Raw genomic sequence first — 20,847 nt, 5'->3', positions numbered from 1 at the left:
TCAGGTTCGAGCGAGCGGCGCGCGAATCACATGAGGGACAGGCGAAGAGATGATGGACGTGCGGCGGGCAACCGTGGCCGGAGGACGGCTGCGTGTCGATTTTGACGGGCTCAAAGCCTGGCGCGACAGCCTTTCGGGCCATGCGACATCGGAACCACTTCTCCGTTATCTGCCGAAGGCCGAGCTGGTCTTGAAGCGGGCCATCCCGGCGCTGATCGTCGCCTTCCTCTCCGTCGTCGCCGCCTCGCATTTCTTCGGCATGATGAGCGAATATGGGCGTCTGGAGGCCTCGGCGCGCCATGCCACCGCACTTTCGGCGGCGACCGCCTCTGCGGTGTTTGCAGATGCGGCCGACATCTTCGACAGCGGCGATATCACCGGGGCGCAGGCCCGCCTCGCCAAATACCTGCCGCAGGACCGGCTGGACAGCGGCGCTTTCGTGCTGCTCGTGCAGGCAAGCGGCAAGGTTTTTGCCGCGACCACCGCCGGGCTTTCGCATGTTGGCAGCAATGTCGGCGATTTCTTCCCCGAGGTCTCGGCGATCCGCCGCTTCGGCGATCGCGCCGGCGTCATCGAAACGACGATCGGCGGCGTGCCGCACTATGCCGAGATCACGCTGATGGGCAATGCCGGCGGTTATATCGTCGCCGCCACCTCGCTTGACGAGATCGACCGGCTCTGGCGCGAGGAACTGGCGCTCAACGTCACGCTGTTTGCCGGCATCTCCTCCATCCTGCTCGTCATCCTCTATGCCTATTACACGCAGGTAAAGCGCGCCCGCGACGCCGACGACATCTTCCTGGAATCGAACCTGCGCGTCGAGACGGCGCTGTCGCGCGGCCGCTGCGGCCTCTGGGACTTCGATTTCGAGAACCGCGAATTCTTCTGGTCGCGCTCGATGTACGACATGCTCGGTCTGCCGGGCTCCGACAAGACGATGGGTTTCGGCGAAGCCGCCCGCCTGATGCATCCCGATGACGGCGGGCTCTACGAGATCGCGCGCGCCATCGGCAAGGGCGCTTCCGGCCAGGTCGATCAGATCTTCCGCATGCGCCATGCCGGCGGCCACTATGTCTGGATGCGGGCGCGCGCCCAGGTGATCCGCAGCAATTCCGGCCGGATGCACCTGATCGGTATCGCGATGGACGTGACCGAACAGCATCGGCTCGCCCAGCGCTACGCAGAAGCCGACCAGCGCCTGGCCGACGCCATCGAATGCACCTCGGAAGCCTTCGTGCTCTGGGACAAGAACGATCGGCTGGTCATGTGCAACACGCATTTCCAGCAGGCCTATGGCCTGCCGGACAGCGTGCTCGTGCCCGGCACCGAGCGCTCGACCGTCAATGCCGCCGCCGCCCGGCCTGTCATCGAACGGCGGATTTCCGATGCCGACGGCTCCGGTTATTCGCGTACGACGGAGGTGCAGCTTGCCGACGAGCGCTGGCTGCAGATCAACGAGCGGCGCACCCGCGACGGCGGCAGGGTCTCGGTCGGCACCGACATCACGCTGATGAAACGCCATCAGGAGCGGCTGCGCGAATCCGAGCGCCGGCTGATGGCGACGATCGGCGATCTTTCCGCCTCGCGCCAGACGCTGGAGATCCAGAAATCCGAGCTTTCGACGGCCAACGCCAACTACCAGGCGGAGAAGGAACGCGCCGAGGCCGCCAACAAGGCGAAATCGGAATTCCTCGCCAACATGTCGCATGAGCTGCGCACGCCGCTCAACGCCATCCTCGGCTTCTCGGAAATCCTGCAGAACCAGATGTTCGGTCCGCTCGGCTCGCTGAAATACGACGAATATGCCCGCGATATTCATGACAGCGGCAAACATCTGCTCAACGTCATCAACGACATTCTCGACATGTCGAAGATCGAAGCCGGCCATGTCAGGCTGCATTGCGAGCGCATCGATCTTGTGCCGCTGATCGAGGAAAGCCTGCGCTTCACCGCCATGCCCGCGGCTGAAAAGAACATCGTCATCGAACAGCGCATCTGCTCCGGCCTAACGCTGATGGCCGACCGCCGGGCGATGAAACAGGTGCTGCTCAACCTGCTCTCCAATGCGGTGAAGTTCACCGACAATGGCGGCCGCATCGCGGTGCGCACCCGCCGCGTCGACGGCGCCGTCGTCGTCACCATCGCCGACACCGGCATCGGTATTCCACGCTCGGCGCTGTCGAAGATCGGCCAGCCCTTTGAGCAGGTGCAGAGCCAATATGCCAAGAGCAAGGGGGGCTCCGGCCTCGGGCTCGCCATCTCCCGCTCGCTGACCTCGCTGCATGGCGGCCGCATGAAGATCCGCTCACGCGAAGCGGTCGGCACCGTGATCTCGCTGCGCATTCCTGACGATATCTAAACTCAGGCCAGAGCCGGTCTTTTTCAACCGGCCGATGCGGCGGTGAAAACCGCCAGCTGAGCGGCGAAAGCACGCTTGTATGCCGGCCGCGTTTCGCCGCGGGCGACATAGGCGGAGAGGTTCGGATATTCCCCCAGTATAGCAGATCCCTTCAACCTGAGCAGCACCGACACCATCAGCAGGTCACCGGCGCTGAACGCACCATCGAGCCAGTCGGCATCGCCAAGACGGTGGGAGAGGTCGGCCAGCCGTTTTCGGATGCTGTCCTCAAGGGCGGAAAGGCGATGGTCGTACCAAGGCTTGTCGCGCTCGAGGATCATGACGAGAGCGCGGTCGAAGATCGGCGGTTCCACCGTGTTGAGCGCGGCAAACATCCATGTGAGCGCGCGCGCCCGGGCATTCGCATCGTTCGGCAGGAGGCCCGCTTGGTGCTCGCCGATATGGAAGACGATCGCGCCGGACTCGAATAAAGCGAGATCGCCTTCCTCATAGGTCGGGATCTGCCCGAAAGGCTGAAGTGCGAGATGCGCGGGTTCTCTCATCGTCTTGAACGAAACAAGACGAACGTCGTAAGGCTGGCCCACTTCTTCGAGCGCCCAGCGAACGCGCATGTCACGCGCCAGACCCCTGCCGCGATCGGGCGACCGTTCAAAAGCGGTAATGGTAATCGTCATTGGTGTTCTCCATAGCTTTGTCCTGAAGACGACTGGCTAAACGAGAATCCGACAGGCGACGCTCGAGGTAATCCTCGCGGTCGTTCCATCTGATGTGAGATCAGGCTTTCACGACATTCAGGAATATTTTCCGAACCGCTTTCGACAGCCGCTTCACCTCCGCTTCCAGCGTCTTGATGTCAGGGCAGTCGCCGGCGCGGCAGACGAGTTCGACGAGACCCGCGGGCGCCTCCTTCGGATCGAACAGGCCGTCGATGGAGAGGCGGATCAGTTGCGAAAGGCCGGTATAAAGCGTGAAGGCCTCGAGGCATATGTCGAGATCGACTGTTGTCATCAGCGGCTCGCCAAGCACCTTCAGGGCTTCGCCGGTGCTCACCCCATTGACGGCAATGCCGACGCCCTTGGTCGGCGCGATCAGCGCCAGATACTGGGCGATGAATTCGAGATCGATGACGCCGCCGGGAATGAGCTTCAGGTCCCACGGGCCGGAGGGCGGCTTTTCCTTGTCGATCAGTTCGCGCATTTCGGCGACATCATGCGCCACCTTGGCGATGTCGCGATCGGCCGACAGCACCTCGCGGACGATATGTTCCGCCTCGGCGATCAGGCTCTCATCGCCGCAAATCAGCCGGGCGCGGCTGAGCGCCATATGCTCCCAGGTCCATGCCTCTTCACGCTGATATTTGCCGAAGGCATTGATGCGGGTGGCGACCGGCCCCTTGTTGCCGGATGGGCGCAGCCGCATGTCGACCTCATAGAGCACGCCTTCGGCGGTCGGCGCCGACAAGGCGGCCATCAGTCTCTGGGTGATGCGGGTGAAGTAACGCGTCGCATCGAGCGGCTTCGGCCCGTCGGATTCGGAAGCCGCATCGTCATAATCATAGAGCAGGATCAGATCGATGTCGGAACCGGCCGTCAGCTCGAAGCTGCCGAGCTTGCCCATGCCGGCGACCGCGATGCGCCCGCCGGGATAGTCGCCGTGTGCTGCCCGCATCTCGCCGACCACGGCATCGAGTGCCGCCGCAATGATGAGGTCGGCGAGATGGGTGAAGGCACGTGCGGCCATCCCGCCGTTGATCGCACCGGTGAGCAGGCGGATGCCGATCAGAAAGCGCTGCTCGGCGGCGAAGATGCGCAGCCGGTCGAGCACCTCTTCATAGTGGCGGGCCTGGGCAAGCGAGCCCTTCAGCCGTTCGCCGAGATAGTCGCGCGTCGGCAGCTCGGCCATCAGGCCGGGATCGAGCATGCCGTCGAAGACATGCGGCCTGGCGGCAATCACCTCGGCAAGCCGGGGCGCCGAGGACATGATGTTGACGATCAGCGACAGCAGCGCCGGGTTGCTGCCGAGCAGCGAAAACAGCTGGATGCCGGAGGGAAGGCCGGAGATGAAGCTGTCGAAGCGCAGCAGCGCCTCGTCGGCGCGCTTGCTTTCGCCGAAGACCCGCAGGAGCTGCGGCGCCAGCTCCGTCAGCCTTTCGCGCGCCTCGACTGATTGCGTCGCCCGGTAGCGGCCGTAGTGCCAGGTGCGGATGATGCGCGAAATGTCGGACGGTCTGGTGAAGCCGAGCTTCTTCAGCGTCTCCAGCGTATCCGGGTCGTCGCCCTGGCCGGTGAAGACGAGGTTGCCGGTGTCGGTCGAGAGCTTGCTCTCCTGCTCGAAGAGGTGGGCATAACGCCGCTCCACGGTCTTCAGCACGCCGACCAGCCGTTCGGTGAAGCTCGGCGTGTCGCTGAATCCCATCATGAAGGCGATGCGCTTCAGGTCGGCATCTGTCTCCGGCAGCAGGTGGGTCTGCTCGTCGCGCACCATCTGGATGCGATGCTCGACATCGCGCAGGAACCAGTAGGCCTCCGTCAGTTCGTCACGGGTTTCCGCGTCGATCCATTTCGCCTTGGTGAGTTCACCGAGCGTCTCCTCCGTCGCCCGGCCACGCAATGCCGGCATGCGGCCGCCGGCGATCAGCTGCTGCGTCTGGACGAAGAATTCGATCTCGCGAATGCCGCCGCGGCCGAGCTTGACGTTATGACCCTTGACCGCAATGGCGCCGTGGCCCTTATGCGCATGAATCTGCCGCTTGATCGAATGGATATCGGCAATCGCCGCGTAATCGAGATATTTGCGGAAGACGAACGGGGCTAGCCCGCGCAGGAATTCGCCGCCCGCGGTCAAGTCGCCGGCAACCGCGCGCGCCTTGATGAAGGCCGCCCGCTCCCAGTTCTGGCCCCTGCCCTCATAGTAGATCATCGCCGCATCGACCGGGATCGCCAGCGGTGTCGAGCCGGGATCGGGGCGCAGTCTGAGATCGGTGCGGAAGACGTAGCCGTCCGCTGTCCGCTCCTGCAGGATGCGCACCAGCCGCCGCATCATCCTGGGGAAAATCTCGATCGCGTCATCCGGGTCGGGCACGATTCCTGCCTGTTCGTCGAAGACGACGACGAGGTCGATATCGGAGGAATAGTTGAGTTCGGATGCGCCGAGTTTGCCCATGCCGAGCACGATCAGCCCGGAGCCGTCGCTCGGCGCCGCCATATCCGGCAGCCGCAGCTTTCCACCCTCATGCGCCGCCAGCAGCAGATGGTCGATCGCGGCGGCAACCGAAGCTTCGGCAAGCTCGCTCAGCCAAGCCGTCGTCGCCCGGCCGTCGAAGATACGCGCGAGATCGGCGAGCGCAACGAGGAAGGCCACCTTGCGCTTGATGACGCGCAACCTGCTCATCACCACGGATTCCGAGGGAGCTGCCCCCTCGCCGTCCGGTTGCCAGCAGCGCCGCGCCTCGGCAACCAGCGCCTCGATCTGCGGCTCCAGCGGTTCAGTGATGGCGCCAGCGAGGACGACCGGGTCGAGATTGACCATTTCGCGCAGATAAGGCGACAGCGTCAGCACGGCCGCAATGAAATCGCGAAGCGGGCTCTCCGTCTTCAGCATCGCAGCCACCGACGGCTCGTGTCTGCCGGCCTCCTGAAGGTCGGCCAGCGCCAGCTTCAACTCCGTCTGGTTCAGCGGACGCAGCAGCCCTTCGGCCACATCCTTCAGACCATGCGTCGATTTCGTCAGCATGCGCTCTCCCTGCCTTAGCGCCTAAAGCGCATCGCGATCTTTCAGATTCGCTCCTTGCGCTTTAGGCCTTTGTTTTACGCATGCCGTTATCGCAAAACCGCTGCACACTTTGGCGCGACATGCTCGAGGGAAACGACCACGCAGAATCGCGGGAACGCCTCCTTCGATCGGCATTAAACTAGGGTCTAGGTGGAAAACCGCCAATACGCGATTCAGCCGATCATCGGTCTCGGCAATCAGGCAGCCTTGGCGGGGAAGATCATGCTGACGGTCAATCCGCGCTTTTCGGGCTTGTCGGGATCGGTATCGGAGAGTTCCAACCGACCGTTGTGCAGTTCCATCACCGCTTCCACCAGTGAAAGCCCGAGCCCCGTTCCCGGCTTCGACCGGCTTTCGTCGAGGCGGACGAAGCGCTTCACCACGTCGTCGCGCCTGTCGGCCGGAACGCCCGGCCCATGGTCGGCCACCGAAAGGCAGATGCCATCCGGGCGGCGGGCGAGCTTCAGTGTTACCTTGCCCGCCCCTTCCGTATCGGAAGAATATTTGATGGCATTGTCGAGCAGGTTGAAGATCGCCTGGCCGATCAGTTCGCGATTGCCCTGCACCTCGACATCGGGTTCGATGCTGGAGCTCAAGCCAAGCCCCGCCTCCTCCGCCGCCGGTTCGTAAAGCTCGGCGCTATCGGAGACGATGGCCGAAAGCTCCACCGGCGACATCTCGGCGGCGACCGATCCGGCCTCGACGCGGGAGATCATCAACAGCGCGTTGAAGGTGCGGATCAGCTGGTCCGATTCGGAAATGATGCCTTCGAGCGCGGTGCGCCGCGTCTCGCCATCGGCGATATCGAGCGCATCGGCCGCCTTGTTGCGCAGCCGCGTCAACGGCGTCTTGAGATCGTGGGCGATGTTGTCGGAGACCTGCCGCAGGCCTTCGTTCAGCTTCTCGATGCGCTCCAGCATGGTATTCAAAGACATCGACAAGCGGTCAAATTCATCGCCGGATCCGCCCACCGGCAGGCGCTGCGACAGGTCGCCGGCCATGATCTTCTTGCTCGCATCCGACATGCGGTCGATGCGTTTCAGCGCGTTGCGGCCGATGCCGAACCAGATGATGATGGCGCCAAGCCCCATGATCGCCAAGGCCACCATCAGCGCCTGGCGCACCAGCAGACGGAAACGCTCGGGGTCGCCGAGGTCGCGGCCGATCAGGATTCTGAGGCCATTGTCGAGTACGAAGATATTGGCAATCGCCTTGTGGCGGCGCTCGACGCCGCTGTCGGTATAACGCTGGTAGCCGAAGGGCGCGGAGGTCCAGCCGATCTCCTCGAAGACACCCGGCTGCACCGACGCGACGTTGCCGGCGAGAATATCGCCCGAGGGACCGGCAATGATGTAGAGGTTGGCGCCCGGCTGGCGGGCACGCCGCTCCATCGTGCGCAGGAGAAGGTTCATGCCACCGGAGTCATAGGCGCGTTGCACCTGCTCCACCTCCTGCCTGACGGCGTCGCGGATCTGGCCCGTCAGCAGCCGCTCCGACATTGCCGTCACATAGAAGACGAGCGTCGCGGCGCAGATGGCGAAAAGCAGGATATAGAGTGCCGAAAGGCGGACTGCGGTGGACTTGAAGAGAACCTTGAAACGGCTCATCCCTCATCCTTGATCATATACCCCGCGCCGCGAATGGTCTTCAGGAGCGGCTGGCTGTAGTCCTTCTCGATCTTCGAGCGCAGGCGCGAGACATGGACGTCGATGACGTTGGTCTGCGGGTCGAAGTGATAGTCCCAGACGTTTTCGAGCAGCATGGTGCGGGTCACCACCTGGCCGGCATTCTTCATCAGATATTCGAGCAGGCGGAATTCGCGCGGCTGCAGCGGGATCTCCTTGCCGCCGCGGCGCACCTCATGGGAGAGCCGGTCGAGTTCGAGATCGCCGACGCGATAGACGACGTCCTGATCCGGCGTGCCCTTGCGGCGGCCGAGCACCTCGACGCGCGCCAGCAACTCGCTGAAGGCATAAGGCTTCGGCAGGTAATCATCGCCGCCGGCACGAAGACCGGTCACGCGGTCGTCGACCTGGCCGAGCGCGGAGAGGATGAGGACCGGCGTATGGATGGCCTTGCGGCGCAGCTCGCTGATGACGGAAAGCCCATCGCGTCGCGGCAGCATGCGGTCGATGACGATGACGTCGTAGGCATTTTCCGACCCCATGAACAGGCCGCTCTCGCCGTCGCTGGCGTGATCGGCGACGATGCCCGCCTCGCGAAAGGCTTTCGTGAGGTAGACCGCGGCTTCGAGATCATCTTCGATGATGAGAATCTTCATGCGGCCGACATTACCCGCCGGCTGCGTTTCGGCAAGGCTCAAAGCATCTTCCTGCGGGGTGGCGCTCATCGCGATCATCCTTCAAAAGTCAGAAGAATAGAGCCGTGCGGAGTTTCGTCCGCACGGCTCTCGTTTTCTTAAGGATCAGCCCTGGCCGTTGATCGGAAGCGCTACGAAACGGCTCCCCTCACTGGACTGGATCTGGAAGAGCGCGCGGGTGCGCCCGTCCTTCTTCGCCTGGTTCAGCACCTTGACGATATCGTCGGCGCTGGAGACCTCCTGGTTGTTGACCGAGGTGATCGTCTCGCCTTCCTTGATGCCCTTGTCGGCGGCATCGGAGTTCGGGTCGATGCCTGTTATCGCCAGACCCTTGCCGTCATCGGAGGGTCCGACCGTCAGGCCGAGATCGGCAAGCGCCTTCTCGGAAGCCGGTGCCTCAGGCTGCTGCTGCGGCTGGTTGTTGTCATCGGCGGACGCATCCTTCTGGTCGATCGGCAGCGTGCCGAGTTCGACGGTGAGAGGCTGGGCCTTGCCGGCGCGCCAGACCGAAAGCTCGACCTTGCTGCCCGGCTGCATCGCGCCGATGCGGCGGCTGAGATCACGGGCATCCTTGATCGTCTCACCGTTCAGCGCGGTGACGACGTCGCCGGCCTTCATGCCGGCCTTGTCACCCGGCGATCCGGCCTGCGGGGCGACGACGAGGGCGCCGCTCGGCTCGGAAAGGCCGATGGATTCGGCGATGTCCTTGGTCACCGGCTGGATCTGGACACCCAGCCAGCCGCGCGAGACCTGGCCGTCCTTCATCAGATCGGCGACGACGTCCTTGGCAGTCGAGGCGGGAATGGCGAAGGCGATGCCGACGCTGCCGCCCGACGGCGAGAAGATCGCGGTATTGATGCCGACGACTTCGCCGCTGAGGTTGAAGGTCGGGCCGCCGGAGTTGCCGCGGTTCACGGCGGCATCCACCTGCAGGTAATCGTCATAGGGACCGGAGCCGATATCGCGGCCGCGAGCCGAGACGATGCCGGCCGTGACCGTGCCGCCGAGGCCGAAGGGGTTGCCGACGGCAACGACCCAGTCGCCGACGCGGACGTTATTGTCGTCGGCCCAGTTGACGTAGGTGAACTTCTTGCCCTTGCCGTCGACCTTCAGCACGGCGAGGTCGGTGCGCGGATCCTTGCCGATCAGCTTGGCATCAAGCTCGGTGCCGTCATTCATGACCGCGACGAAGGCCTGGCCATCGGAAACGACGTGATTGTTGGTGACGATGTAACCATCCTCGGAGATGAAGAAGCCGGAGCCCTGAGCGACGGGGCGGAGGCGACCCTTGCCGCCCGGACCATTCGGGCCGCCATTCGGCCCGTTCTGGCCGAAGCGCCGGGAATGGCCCTGCTGATCGTTCGGATCCTGGCCGAACTGCTTGAAGAACCGCTTCAGCGGATGATCATCGGGAAGGTCGTCGAAGCCGCGGCCGTTGAAATCGAAGGAGAAGCCGTCATTGTTGTTGTCGGAGACGGGATTGACGCGGTTTTCGACCCGGACGGAAACGACAGCCGGTGAAACGGCGTCGACGACGTTGGCGAAGCTCGGAACGGCAGGCGCCTGAACCTTGACAGCTTCGGCATAAGACCGGGTGATTTCGAGCGGAACGCCGGTTGCAAGCACAGCGGCTGCGATACCGGCGACGGTAGAAGCCTTGAGCACAGTAGCGAGGGACGGACGTCCGTTGAAATTCTTGAGCATTGGAGCACCTTCTCTTGTTCTTAAATCTTCATACCGGCGGCGCCGGATCAGTCGATGAGTAAAGATATAGGACGCCGCACCTTACTGCGAACTGTCCGGCCAATGAAAAGTTGGTAATGTTTGCAAGGTTTGCTTTCGGCCAAACGTGCCGACGGCTTCTCTGGCGGCCAGAAATGCCCGCTGCCGGCTGCCTGGGTCGATTATTTCTTCAGAAGCTCGCTCAGCTTCGCCTGCTCGTCTGCCGTCAGCTTGCTGCCGGTCGGCTTGCCGGCCCTCTTGCGCGCAAAGACCAGCAGTGACAGCCCGCCGGCCAGCACCAGCAGCACCGGCGCACCCCAGAGCAGCACCGTCTTCATGCTGACACGCGGCTTCAAGAGCACGAACTCGCCGTAGCGCGAGACGATATAGTTCAGCACCGCCTCGTCGCTGTCGCCATCGGTGATGCGCTCGCGCACCAGCAGGCGCAGGTCCTTGGCCAGATCGGCATTGGAATCGTCGATCGACTGGTTCTGGCAGACCATGCAGCGCAGTTCCGCCGAAAGGGCGCGGGCGCGCGCCTCGAGCGCCGGATCGGCCAGCACCTCGTCCGGATTGACGGCGAAGGCGGGGGCCGCCATCAGCAGCAAAGCAAGAGCCAGGAGCAGACGCCGCATCATTCCGCCGGCTCCATTGCGGGAGCTGCCGGCCTTGCCGGCTTCGCCTTGCGGCGCGGGGCGCCGACACGCAGGCGCCGGTCGCTGAGCGAGACCAGGCCGCCGAAGGCCATGAATACCGCTCCGCCCCAGATGCAGAGAATAAACGGCTTCCACCAGATGCGCACGACAATGCCGCCGTCCTTGGTGGCGTCACCGAGCGACACATAGAGCTGGCTGAGCCCGAAGGTCAGGATGCCCGCCTCCGTCGTCGGCATCTGCCGAGCGGTATAGAGGCGCTTGGCCGACCAAGTATCGGCAACCGCGACGCCGGCACGCCGGATGGTGAAGTGGCCGCGGTCCTCGGTATAATTCGGCCCGGTCGCCGGCTGCATGCCGTCGAAATGCAGGCTGTAACCGCCGGCCTCGGTCACCTCACCGGGCTTCATCTCGATGACATACTCGCTCTCGAACGTCGTCACCGCAACGATGCCGAGCACGGTGACGCCGAGCCCGGCATGGGCAAGAGCCGTGCCAAAGGCCGAACGCGGCAGGCCGGACAGCCGGCGCCAGGCGAGACGGCCTGCGACCTTGCCGATGCCGGCGCGGTACCAGAGATCGGCGACCGCACCGAGGATCAGGAACAGCCCGGCAGCGAGGCCGAGCACCGAAAGCACCGGCCCGCCATGTTGGATGTAGAAGAAGACCACCGCGGCAAGGAAGGCCAGACCTGCGACGACATAGAGCCGCTGCAGGGCGCCGAGCAGATCGCCGCGCTTCCAGGCAAGCATCGGCCCGAAGGGCACGATGACGATCAGCGGCGCCATCAGCAGGCCGAAGGTCAGGTTGAAGAAGGGCGCTCCGACGGAAATCTTGTCGCCGGTCAGCGTTTCCAGCAGCAGCGGATAGAGCGTGCCTGTGAGCACCGTGCCGCAGGCGACGGTCAGGATCAGATTGTTGACGACGAGTGCGCCCTCGCGTGAAATCGGCGCAAACAGCCCGCCGGTCGACAGCTTCGGCGCGCGGAAGGCGAAGAGCGACAGCGCCCCGCCGATGAAGATCAGCAGGATGCAGAGAATGAAGACGCCGCGGGAGGGATCGCTGGCAAAGGCATGCACCGAGGTCAGCACGCCGGAGCGCACCAGGAAGGTGCCCATCAGCGACAGCGAGAAGGTGAGAATCGCGAGCAGCACCGTCCAGATTTTCAGCGCCTCGCGCTTTTCCATGACAAGCGCCGAATGCAGCAGTGCGGTGCCGGCGAGCCACGGCATGAAGGAGGCGTTTTCCACCGGGTCCCAGAACCACCAGCCGCCCCAGCCGAGTTCGTAATAGGCCCAGTAGGAGCCCATGGCGATGCCGAGTGTCAGAAAGGTCCAGGCAGCCAGCGTCCAGGGCCGCACCCAGCGTGCCCAGGCGGCGTCGATGCGTCCTTCCAGGAGGGCCGCAACGGCAAAGGAGAAGCAGACGGAGAAGCCGACATAACCGAGATAGAGCAGCGGCGGATGGATCGCGAGGCCGACATCCTGAAGAACCGGGTTGAGATCGCGGCCCTCGGCCGGCGCCGGATCGAGTCGGAGGAAGGGATTGGAGGTCAAAAGGATGAACAGCGTGAAGGCGACCGAAATCCAGGCTTGCACGGCCAATACGTTGGCTTTCAGCGTCTCCGGCAGATTGCGGCCGAAGATGGCGACCAGCGCGCTGAACAGCGTCAGGATCAACAGCCAGAGCATCATCGATCCCTCGTGATTGCCCCAGACGCCGGAATATTTGTAGAGCAGCGGCACCAGCGAATGCGAATTCTCCCAGACGTTCTCGACCGAGAAATCCGAGACGACATGGGCATAGGTCAGCACACCGAAGGAGAAGGCCACGAGCGCAAACATCGCCAGCGAGCCGACCGTCGCCACATCCATCATCGCCCGGTCATGACGACGGGCTCCGATCACCGGCACGATGGAGAGGATGAGCGCCGTTGCCAGCGCCAGCACCAGCGCGTAATGGCCGATCTCGATGATCATGGCGTTGCCTTCACTTGCTGTCCCTTTACTTCCTGGCCCTGAGCTTCCTTCCCCGGGTTTTCCTGGCCTTGGCCTTCCTTCCACAGCCCCTGGGATTTCAGCCTGTCGGCCACATCCTTCGGCATATAGGTCTCATCATGCTTGGCAAGTACGGTGTCGGCGACGAAGACGTTCGTTCCAGCGGCGAACATGCCTTCGGTGACGACACCCTGCCCCTCGCGGAAGAGATCGGGAAGGATGCCGGTATATTTGACCTTCACGGCATTGGTGCTGCCGTCGGTGACGGCAAACTCCACCGTCGAGCCGGTGCCGCGCACGACACTGCCCTCACCGACCAGCCCGCCGAGGCGGATGCGGGTTTCCGGCGCCACCGGCGTCTTGGCGAGATCGGCCGGCATGTAGAAGTAGGCGACCGACTGGCTGAAGGCGAACATCACCAGCAGCACGGCGGCGAGGATGAAGCCCATGCCGCCCGCAATCACCGCGAGGCGCTTCTGCTTGCGCGTCATTGCGTCGCTCCCTCCGTGGCTATGCCGAGTTCCCTGGCAAGCGCCAGCAATTGCCTGCCCTGTTCGCCGGGCGGCGGAAAGGCCGCAAGCCCACGCTTCAAGGCGCCGGCGGCGCGATCCTTGTCGTTCAATACGGCGTAAGAGCGGACGAGCCGTATCCAGCCCTCGAAATTGTTCGGATCCTCGCTGAGCTTGGCGTCGAGGCTCTCGACCATGCCGCGGATCATCAGCTGCCGGTCGCCGGCGCTCATATTCTCCGCCGCCGCCACGTCTTGCTGCGTCGGATTGCCGGGGGTCGCCGGATTCGCGCCCGGGGCAGCAGGATTGGCGCCCGGGGCAGCCGGATCAGTGCCGGCCGGCGCGCCGCCGTTCATGGCGATATGCTGGTTAACCAGCGGCAGCCAGGGCGCATCTGATGGCGATTGTTTTGCCAGCGCCTCGAAGGCCTGGCGCGCCTCGTTCGGCAGTCCCGCCTGCTCCATGCTGAGGGCGATATAGAAGCGGGCGCGCGGATTGTCAGGTTCGAGCGTCAGCGATTGTTCCAGCACCTGCCGCGCCTCTTCCGTCACCACGCCGTCGGAGACCGCCATCAGCGTCTCGGCAAGGCCGTCGAGCCGGACGGGGCTCGGGCCGAGAAGCCGGATGGCATTGCGATAGGCCAGTTGCGCATCGTTGACGCGCATCGTGCGGAAATAGATCGGCGCCAGCACGTCCCAGCCCTTGCCGTCATCGGGCTTCTCAGCCAAGTGCCGTTCCGCCTTGGCGATCAGCACCGCCACGTCGTTGCCAGGATTTTCCAGCCGCGCTTCGAGCGGCTGCGAGGGCAGGTCCGGCCTGCCCGTCGTCAAATAAAGACAGAGCCCGAGAACCGGCAGGACCAGGAGAACGAAGGCTTCGGTGAAACGGTGATGCCGGGCGGGTTTCGGCGTTTGCTCCGGCTCGTCGGCAGAGACGGCGATCAGCCGCCGGCCGATTTCCGCCCTGGCGTAATCAGCCTCCTCCGGGGTGATCAGCCCGCCATTGAGATCGCGGTCGAGTTCGCGCAACTGGTCGCGATAGACCGCCGCCTCCCCCGCACGGATATTATCCGCCGCCTTCGCTCCGCGCAGAAGGGGGTAGAGCAGGATGACGGCGAGGGCTGCCGTCAAAGCGGCAACGAGAATCCAGAACAGCATGTCGCCCAAATACGTGAAGCGCGCCGTCATTCCAACTGCCAAAGCCGGAATGACGAAGATTTGAGGCTAGCGCATAACCCCGAGAATCGGAATCGATTTTCGGAAAGCATTATGCGCCATTTAAAGTGATAGAGCGTCCTTAGCGCGTCCTGTCGGACGCGCGGCGCTCTATTGGCCGCAATTCAGAGCGGCGACCAGCTGCCGTCGTCGTTGCGGCAGGCAGCGCCGCGCGCCACCGTGTCCTTGCCGTCGACGGTCAGCGTGTGGGTATATTGCCGGCAGTTCTGCGAACCGACCTGATAGGGTGCCGCCGCCACCACCTTGCCGGTCACGTCCTTGCCGGTCCAGAGCACCGGCTGGCCGACGGCGGCGCCTTCCAGCGCCCGATATTCCGCCTCGAGCGCCCGCTGCTTGTCGCTGTCGTTCAAGCTCACGCCGCTGCGGCCGACGATGCCGCCCTGCAGCGCGGTGATGAAGGCGGCCGATGCCGAGGGCTTGCTCGAAAATACGCCGCGCGAAGCAGCACTCTTCGTCGTCGTGCAGCCGGATAGCGCGACGGCGACGAGAAGAGCGGAAGCGATCATGCCTTGCGAGCGTAAAATCATTGCGTCGAACCACGATCAGGGGTCAATTTCAGCCGATCGAAGTGCAGCGTCCCCGTGTCAGCATTAAGGCAAAGCATGCTATACATTTGCCAGTATCTTTGTGACATCAAGCAGTTGCTCATGCAACATCCTTTGTGACGCCAGGCAGGATAAGCTTCGCCTTCAGCCCGCCCCATTCACCACGGGAAAGCTCGAGCCGTCCCTGGTACTCATTGGAAATCTCGGTGACGATCGAAAGGCCGAGCCCGGTTCCGGGCTTGCTTTCGTCGAGCCTGCGGCCGCGCTTCAACGCCTCGCGGATCTGATCCGGCTCCAGGCCCGGCCCGTCATCCTCGACGGCGAGTTCCACCCAGTGGCGGCGCCCGCTCGCCTCCACCCCCTTCACATCCTCGCCGGCCTCGATGGCCGAAAGCCGCACCCGGCTTTTGGCAAAACGCGCCGCATTTTCCAGGAGATTGCCGACGGTCTCCTCGAGATCCTGCTGCTCCATGGCAACGGCCAGATGCGGCGGCGAGACGACGAGATCGAATTCGGTATCGACGTTCAGCCGGCGCATGACGCGCACCAGCCGCTCCAGCGCCGGCTCGGCATCGGTGCGGGCAAGCACGGATTCGCGCTGCGCGGCGATACGCGCCCGATTGAGATAGGACTGCACCTGCCCCTGCATCGCTTCCGCCTGGCTGCGCACCAGCTCACCATGGGATTTCTCCAGGACGCGCGCCTCGTTGAGAAGCACGGCGATCGGCGTCTTCAGCGAATGCGCGAGATTGCCGACCTGCATGCGGGCCCGCTCGACGATGCGCCGGTTGCTGTCGATCAGCGCGTTCACCTCGTTGGCGAGCGGCAGGATTTCACGCGGGAAGTCGCCTTTCAACTGTTCGCTTTCACCGGCGCGGATGCGCTCCAGCGCGGCGCGTGCCTTGTCGAGCGGCTTCAGGCCGTAGAGAATCGCCAGCGCGTTGACGATCAGGCTGCCGACGCCGAAACCGGCGAGCGCCAGATAGAGGCTGTGGGAAAAGGTGCGCACGTCGTCTTCGACGACATCGACATTGCCGGTGACGCGGACGCGCGCCGCGCGGCCGTCGGTATCGAGCACCACTTCGGTCTCGGCCACCTGCACGCGGTTTCCGGAAGCATCCGTCACCTGATAGTAGCGCTCGTAATTCTTGTCGAAGGGCGCCTCGACGACCGAGGGAACCGGAATGAGCGCCGAGCCGAGCGAAGGCGAGACCAGCGGTGCGGTCGTATAGGTGCCGAGCGGCTCCACCACCCAGTACCAGCCGGTCTTCGGCTGGGCAAAACGCAGGTCGCCGAGCTGCGGGCTGCCGCTCAGCGCGCCCTGATCGCCGATCGTCACCGAATTGATGACGTTATAGAGCTGCGCCCGCAACAGATCCTGGAAACCGCGTTCGGCGCTCTTGCGGTAGAGGGTGGAGATCAAGAGGCCGATCACCACCAGCGCCACCGTCGACCAGACCGTGGTCAACAGCAACACACGTGCGGTGAGCGACTTAATTCGCATGTTTCGGGGCTTGGATACGATAACCGAGACCGCGCACCGTTTCGATCAGATCGACCCCCATTTTCTTGCGCAGGCGGCCGACGAAGACCTCGATCGTGTTGGAATCACGGTCGAAATCCTGGTCGTACATATGCTCGACCAGTTCCGTGCGCGAAACGACCTCGCCCATGTGGTGCATGAGATAGGAAAGCAGGCGATATTCGTGCGAGGTCAGCTTCAGCGTCGCGCCGTTGACCGTCGCCTTCGAGGATTTGGTATCGAGCCGCACCGGTCCGCAGATGATCTCGGATGAGGAATGCCCGGCCGCACGCCGGATCAGCGCCCGAATGCGGGCCAGCACTTCCTCGACATGGAAGGGCTTGGTGACGTAGTCGTCGGCACCGGCGTCGATGCCAGCGACCTTGTCGCTCCAGCGGTCGCGGGCCGTCAGGATCAGCACCGGCACGCCGCGGCCGGCGCCACGCCATTTTTCTAGAACGGTGACCCCGTCCAACTCCGGCAGGCCGATATCGAGGATGATGGCGTCATAGGGTTCGGTGTCGCCGAGGAAATGGCCTTCCTCGCCATCGAACGCCTGGTCGACGACATAGCCCGCCTCCTTCAGCGTGTCGGCCAGCTGCCGGTTCAGATTAACGTCGTCTTCGACTACCAGGATGCGCATCGGTCCGCCTTCGTCCGCTTCAAATCAATCAATGTCCTGAATAAGCCGATTCCGCCTACATCGGAACCTTTACCGTGACTTTGCGTGGGCGCTGTCCATTGCCCTGCACAAGAACGGTGATGATGCAGGTATCGCCCACCGGTTGCACGGACAGCAGCTGGCCGCCGGTCTGCTCGACGACCTGGGCTGCGGCGGCGCTGCAATCGCCTCCGATACGCACGACAAAAGTGCTCGTGGCGTCCGGTGAGGGCGCCGATACCACCAGTCCGGCGGCCAATGCTGCGACGCTCAGAGGAAAGGCCATGTGTTATGCTTTCAAGGTAATGCCAACTTGCCCCGAATATGTACTCACGCGACCTGAATGGCAAATGAATGCGCTGTAATGCAGGGTGTTTAGAACTGTTCTCGACTGTTCGGGACAGCCTGTTTCAACGCCTGGCAACCGCCGCCACGGCAAGCTCCGGCGGCCGCCGTCGCGTCTAAAAACGATGCCCTCCAGGCTTGGGATCCATGCGTTCTTCATCACCTCTCATGAAGGCGGGAAGCCGCGGGACCGACACCACAGTCTTTGTCTGCGAATCGGCCGCGCGTTCCGTTTTCCGCCGACCGCAGCTTTCACCGGCCGGTTGAACCTGTTATGTCCTTGCTGCCCCCATTTCAGACCGTTTCAGCACCAATGCCAGAATCCTCCCGCTTCCGCTCGGCGCAGACGGTCTCCGTCCTTGCCGTTACCCAGCTGATCGGCTGGGGCACGACGTTCGACATGCTCGGGGTCATGGGCCGCGTCGTGGCGCCGGATCTCGGCCTGGCGAACGAAGTGGTGTTTGCCGGCCTGACGATCATGATGGTGGTCAGCGCCATTGTCAGTCCGGCGACCGGCCGATGGCTCGGCCGCTATGGTGCTGCCCGGGTGCTTTCGGCCGCCTCGCTGACCTTTGCGCTTGGCCTGCTTCTGCTTGCCGCCGCAAACGGCATCGTGCTTTATGCCAGCGCCTGGATCATCATCGGCATCGGCGGCGCATTTGGCCTGTCGGCGCCGGCCTATACCGCCGTCGTCGAGCGCGAAGGAACGAACGGCAAACGCGTCATCGCCATCCTGATGCTGTTCACCGGGCTTTCGAGCGCCATCTTCTGGCCGATCCTCAGCCTGCTCAACGAGGCGGTCGGCTGGCGCCTCACCTTCCTGGTCTGTGCGGCGCTACAATTCTTCATCTGCCTGCCGCTGCATCTTTTCGCCCTGCCGAAGCCGATTGCAACACATGTCGATGGCGGCACAGCCGAAATCGCTCCGGTGCCGCTGTCGAAGGCCAAGCAGCGCAAAGCCTTCCTGCTGATCGCCGCGGCAACGACGATCTCGACCTTCGTCACTTTCGGCATCTCGCCATCGCTGCTCGAAATCTTCCGCCAGTCCGGCGCTTCGCCGGTCTTTGCGCTACAGCTCGGCTCGGCACGCGGCATCCTCGGCATCTCGGCACGTTTCCTCGACATGCTGCTCGGCCGGCGCGGCAACCCCATGCTCAGCGCGGCGATGGGCATCAGCCTGATGATGATCAGCTTCGTTATTATGCTGGTTGCCAGCCCGTCGACACCGCTGCTCGTCACCTTCGTCCTGTTCTACGGGTTCGGCACCGGCGTCATGACCGTCGCCCGCGCGCTGCTGCCGCTGGCGCTGTTCTCACCGCGCGAATTCGGACTGCAATCGGCCCGGCTGTCGCTGCCGCAGAATCTCGCCAACGCCATCGCCCCCGTCATCTTCACCGCCATCCTCGACCGCGCCGGCACCGGCCCGGCGCTCGCCGCCTGCGCCGTTCTGGCGGCATTGTCGCTCATCTTCGTGCTGATGCTGATGGCGCTGGTGCGCGGCGCCCACGCATCGGAATCAGCCATTCTTAATGTCTCCTGATTATCATCCACGCATGGACGAGAGCGGCTTTTCGCCCGCGCGCCGCAACCGCTGCGGCAGCCAGACCATGAACCAGCAGCACCTTTTGACGAATCTTTTGAATCGCTTGCCGCCGCTTTTTCGAAAGTTGAACCCGGTGGCTCAGAAGCCGAGTCAGCTTCGCAGCGATCCGAATCCGGAAAATCATTCATCCATTTGAAATTTTAATGGAATACAGCGTGGCCGAACGCTTGCGCCAGTCAGAGCGGCCGCGTCACTGCCGTGCGGTTATCGTAGTCGGCGGCGATGCGCTTTTCCCGGAGCGGCCGCACGCGATCGATCGAGAGCTGATAATCGGGATGCGCCTTGTAGGCGGCAAGGGCCGCCTCATCGTCGAATTCGCCATAGACCACGAGATCGATCTCGGTGCCCAGCTGATCGGTCTTCACATTGGTGCCGATTTCCAGCAGCCGCGCATGCGGAATGCCGGTCAGTATAGAAAGCCCGGCCCTCACCTCCTGCAGATGTTCCTCCTGCACGGTGAAGAAGACGATATGACGGATCACGCTGAAGCTCCTGTCAGATTTATCAAAATGATGGAGCGCCCCTGGCGCATCCTATCGGACGCGCCGTGCTCCAGCTATCAGCCGGGCGATAACATGCGCGCCCCAGGCCTTCAACCGCGCGAGCATGCCACGGGCCGCATCGGGACGTATCGCCGCATCGAAGACCATGGCATAGCTTGCCAGCTTTTCCGCCCGGTCGGTGCCGTTGACGATGCGGCGCGCATTCACCCAGTCCGCGGTCGTCGCGTTCAGATGATCGGCGAGCTTGTGGCCGGTAAAGCTGCCCTGCAGCATGCCTTCGATCAGGATCGTCACCGCCGCATCCATCTCCATCGCCCGGTCGGGATAGGCAACGAGGTCGATCCCCGTCAGCACGCTCATCGCCTCATAGTTCCGCTTATGGGTGAGCTGCACCAGGCCGCGGCCGAGCCAGCTGCAGCCATCCTCGTCCGGCCGCCAGTAGGGCGTCTTCACCCAGGAGAGCCGGCCTGCGGCAAAGGCCGTCTCCAGGATCTCGACCGCGCGCGCATCGCTTTCCGCCAATGTCTCACGCACCGGCTGCATCGTATAGGCGGTCTCGTGGTAAGCGGTTGCAAGGATATAGGCGAGCCACCGCCGGTCGGCATCGGCAAACCGTTCTTCCCAGGCGTCGAGGATCGCCGTGATGCCCACTACCTGAGGCTGAGTCAGGTTTCCCTTGAAGAGTCCGTGCCGTACCGTATCGAAAAAGAATGCCCGGTCCATGTGGACAACCATTCCGCGCTTCCCTCAAATATCAAGGTTAAAACTATCTTAATCGATTAAATTCAATTTAATCGTTTAAAGTGTTTAAGCCACTGATTTACACGTCTTTTGTCTTGTGCAATGCATCTTACTGCCCTGAAGCCTTACCACGAAAAGAGGAGACTTCCGATGCAGACGCCCGCCAATACCCAGACCACCATTCCCCAGCATGTTGTCGACCAGATGGAAAACGAATGGCGCCAGGTTCGCCCTGAACGGGAAAATACGCGCCCGGCCCAGCAGCCTCTACAACAACGCTGAAATAGACGCAAAGCGGTACCGAAGTAAGCTCGAGCGCCGCCCAGCGCCCGATCAATGCCCCGGCCAGTCAATCGTGGCC

The 20,847-nt window shown here is 63.4% G+C and carries 19 protein-coding genes; 4 read left to right on the top strand and 15 right to left on the bottom strand.

Translation table 11 applies throughout. The annotated features are described in order from the left end of the window. The first annotated feature begins 49 nt into the window (after nt 1-49). Entirely contained in the window at nt 50-2,359 is a 2,310-nt protein-coding gene (locus HX898_RS22630; protein ID WP_138328461.1) for an ATP-binding protein, read from the top strand. Between the two features lie 23 nt (nt 2,360-2,382). Here HX898_RS22630 and HX898_RS22625 read toward each other — a convergent pair whose 3' ends face one another. From HX898_RS22625 to HX898_RS22565, 13 genes are all read right to left on the bottom strand, one after another. Next, a complete protein-coding gene (locus HX898_RS22625; protein WP_138328462.1) occupies nt 2,383-3,033 on the bottom strand; it encodes a glutathione S-transferase family protein in 651 nt (216 codons plus the stop codon). Nucleotides 3,034-3,133: 100 nt separating this feature from the next. Continuing rightward, nucleotides 3,134-6,091 (bottom strand): bifunctional [glutamine synthetase] adenylyltransferase/[glutamine synthetase]-adenylyl-L-tyrosine phosphorylase, encoded by a 2,958-nt coding sequence (locus tag HX898_RS22620; RefSeq protein ID WP_180195788.1) that lies wholly within the window; start codon nt 6,089-6,091, stop codon nt 3,134-3,136. A 236-nt stretch (nt 6,092-6,327) separates the two neighbouring features. Continuing rightward, nucleotides 6,328-7,737, bottom strand: coding sequence for a HAMP domain-containing sensor histidine kinase (locus HX898_RS22615; protein ID WP_138328464.1), 1,410 nt, complete (start codon nt 7,735-7,737; stop codon nt 6,328-6,330). Beyond that, nucleotides 7,734-8,480, bottom strand: a complete 747-nt coding sequence (locus HX898_RS22610; RefSeq protein WP_138328465.1) for a response regulator transcription factor — start codon at nt 8,478-8,480, stop codon at nt 7,734-7,736. Before HX898_RS22610 ends, HX898_RS22615 begins: the two co-directional genes overlap by 4 nt. Nucleotides 8,481-8,555: 75 nt before the next feature. Then, nucleotides 8,556-10,154, bottom strand: coding sequence for a Do family serine endopeptidase (locus HX898_RS22605; RefSeq protein WP_138328466.1), 1,599 nt, complete (start codon nt 10,152-10,154; stop codon nt 8,556-8,558). Between the two features lie 200 nt (nt 10,155-10,354). Further along, nucleotides 10,355-10,810 (bottom strand): cytochrome c-type biogenesis protein, encoded by a 456-nt coding sequence (locus HX898_RS22600; protein ID WP_138328467.1) that lies wholly within the window; start codon nt 10,808-10,810, stop codon nt 10,355-10,357. Continuing rightward, entirely contained in the window at nt 10,807-12,804 is a 1,998-nt protein-coding gene (locus HX898_RS22595; RefSeq protein ID WP_180195787.1) for a heme lyase CcmF/NrfE family subunit, read from the bottom strand. Before HX898_RS22595 ends, HX898_RS22600 begins: the two co-directional genes overlap by 4 nt. Then, complete coding sequence (gene ccmE, locus HX898_RS22590; protein WP_138387701.1) at nt 12,801-13,313, bottom strand: cytochrome c maturation protein CcmE; 513 nt, start codon at nt 13,311-13,313, stop codon at nt 12,801-12,803. The genes HX898_RS22595 and ccmE overlap by 4 nt, the downstream gene beginning before the upstream one ends. Next, on the bottom strand, nt 13,310-14,518 hold the full coding sequence (gene ccmI / locus HX898_RS22585) for a c-type cytochrome biogenesis protein CcmI (RefSeq protein ID WP_180195786.1): 1,209 nt from the start codon (nt 14,516-14,518) through the stop codon (nt 13,310-13,312). The genes ccmE and ccmI overlap by 4 nt, the downstream gene beginning before the upstream one ends. 152 nt (nt 14,519-14,670) lie before the next feature. Then, entirely contained in the window at nt 14,671-15,093 is a 423-nt protein-coding gene (locus tag HX898_RS22580; RefSeq protein WP_138387703.1) for a hypothetical protein, read from the bottom strand. 118 nt (nt 15,094-15,211) lie between these two features. Next, nucleotides 15,212-16,615: a HAMP domain-containing sensor histidine kinase gene (locus HX898_RS22575; protein ID WP_138328472.1), complete on the bottom strand. Its 1,404-nt coding sequence runs from the start codon at nt 16,613-16,615 to the stop codon at nt 15,212-15,214. After that, complete coding sequence (locus HX898_RS22570) at nt 16,605-17,276, bottom strand: response regulator transcription factor (protein ID WP_011651134.1); 672 nt, start codon at nt 17,274-17,276, stop codon at nt 16,605-16,607. Before HX898_RS22570 ends, HX898_RS22575 begins: the two co-directional genes overlap by 11 nt. A 55-nt stretch (nt 17,277-17,331) precedes the next feature. Next, on the bottom strand, nt 17,332-17,580 hold the full coding sequence (locus tag HX898_RS22565; RefSeq protein WP_003557930.1) for a hypothetical protein: 249 nt from the start codon (nt 17,578-17,580) through the stop codon (nt 17,332-17,334). 372 nt (nt 17,581-17,952) lie between these two features. On the opposite strand from HX898_RS22565, the gene HX898_RS22560 reads away from it, so the two are divergent. Together HX898_RS22560 and HX898_RS22555 are read left to right on the top strand one after the other, a co-directional pair. Continuing rightward, a complete protein-coding gene (locus HX898_RS22560; protein ID WP_180195785.1) occupies nt 17,953-19,179 on the top strand; it encodes an MFS transporter in 1,227 nt (408 codons plus the stop codon). After that, nucleotides 19,169-19,378, top strand: a complete 210-nt coding sequence (locus HX898_RS22555; protein ID WP_246697963.1) for a hypothetical protein — start codon at nt 19,169-19,171, stop codon at nt 19,376-19,378. Before HX898_RS22560 ends, HX898_RS22555 begins: the two co-directional genes overlap by 11 nt. A 40-nt stretch (nt 19,379-19,418) precedes the next feature. On the opposite strand, the gene HX898_RS22550 is transcribed toward HX898_RS22555, so the two are convergent. Together HX898_RS22550 and HX898_RS22545 are read right to left on the bottom strand one after the other, a co-directional pair. Then, nucleotides 19,419-19,724, bottom strand: a complete 306-nt coding sequence (locus HX898_RS22550) for a Dabb family protein (protein ID WP_012756708.1) — start codon at nt 19,722-19,724, stop codon at nt 19,419-19,421. Nucleotides 19,725-19,775: 51 nt separating this feature from the next. After that, nucleotides 19,776-20,480: a hypothetical protein gene (locus HX898_RS22545; protein WP_180195784.1), complete on the bottom strand. Its 705-nt coding sequence runs from the start codon at nt 20,478-20,480 to the stop codon at nt 19,776-19,778. A 156-nt stretch (nt 20,481-20,636) separates the two neighbouring features. Here HX898_RS22545 and HX898_RS33455 point away from each other — a divergent pair, with 156 nt between their 5' ends. Continuing rightward, a complete protein-coding gene (locus HX898_RS33455; protein WP_281411957.1) occupies nt 20,637-20,768 on the top strand; it encodes a hypothetical protein in 132 nt (43 codons plus the stop codon). Nucleotides 20,769-20,847 lie beyond the last annotated feature (79 nt).

This window comes from Rhizobium sp. WYCCWR 11128 (assembly GCF_013416305.1).
Taxonomy (GTDB): Bacteria; Pseudomonadota; Alphaproteobacteria; order Rhizobiales; family Rhizobiaceae; genus Rhizobium; species Rhizobium indicum.
The sequence above is the reverse complement of the archived record's forward strand: the minus strand, read 5'-3'. Positions and strand labels throughout refer to the sequence as shown.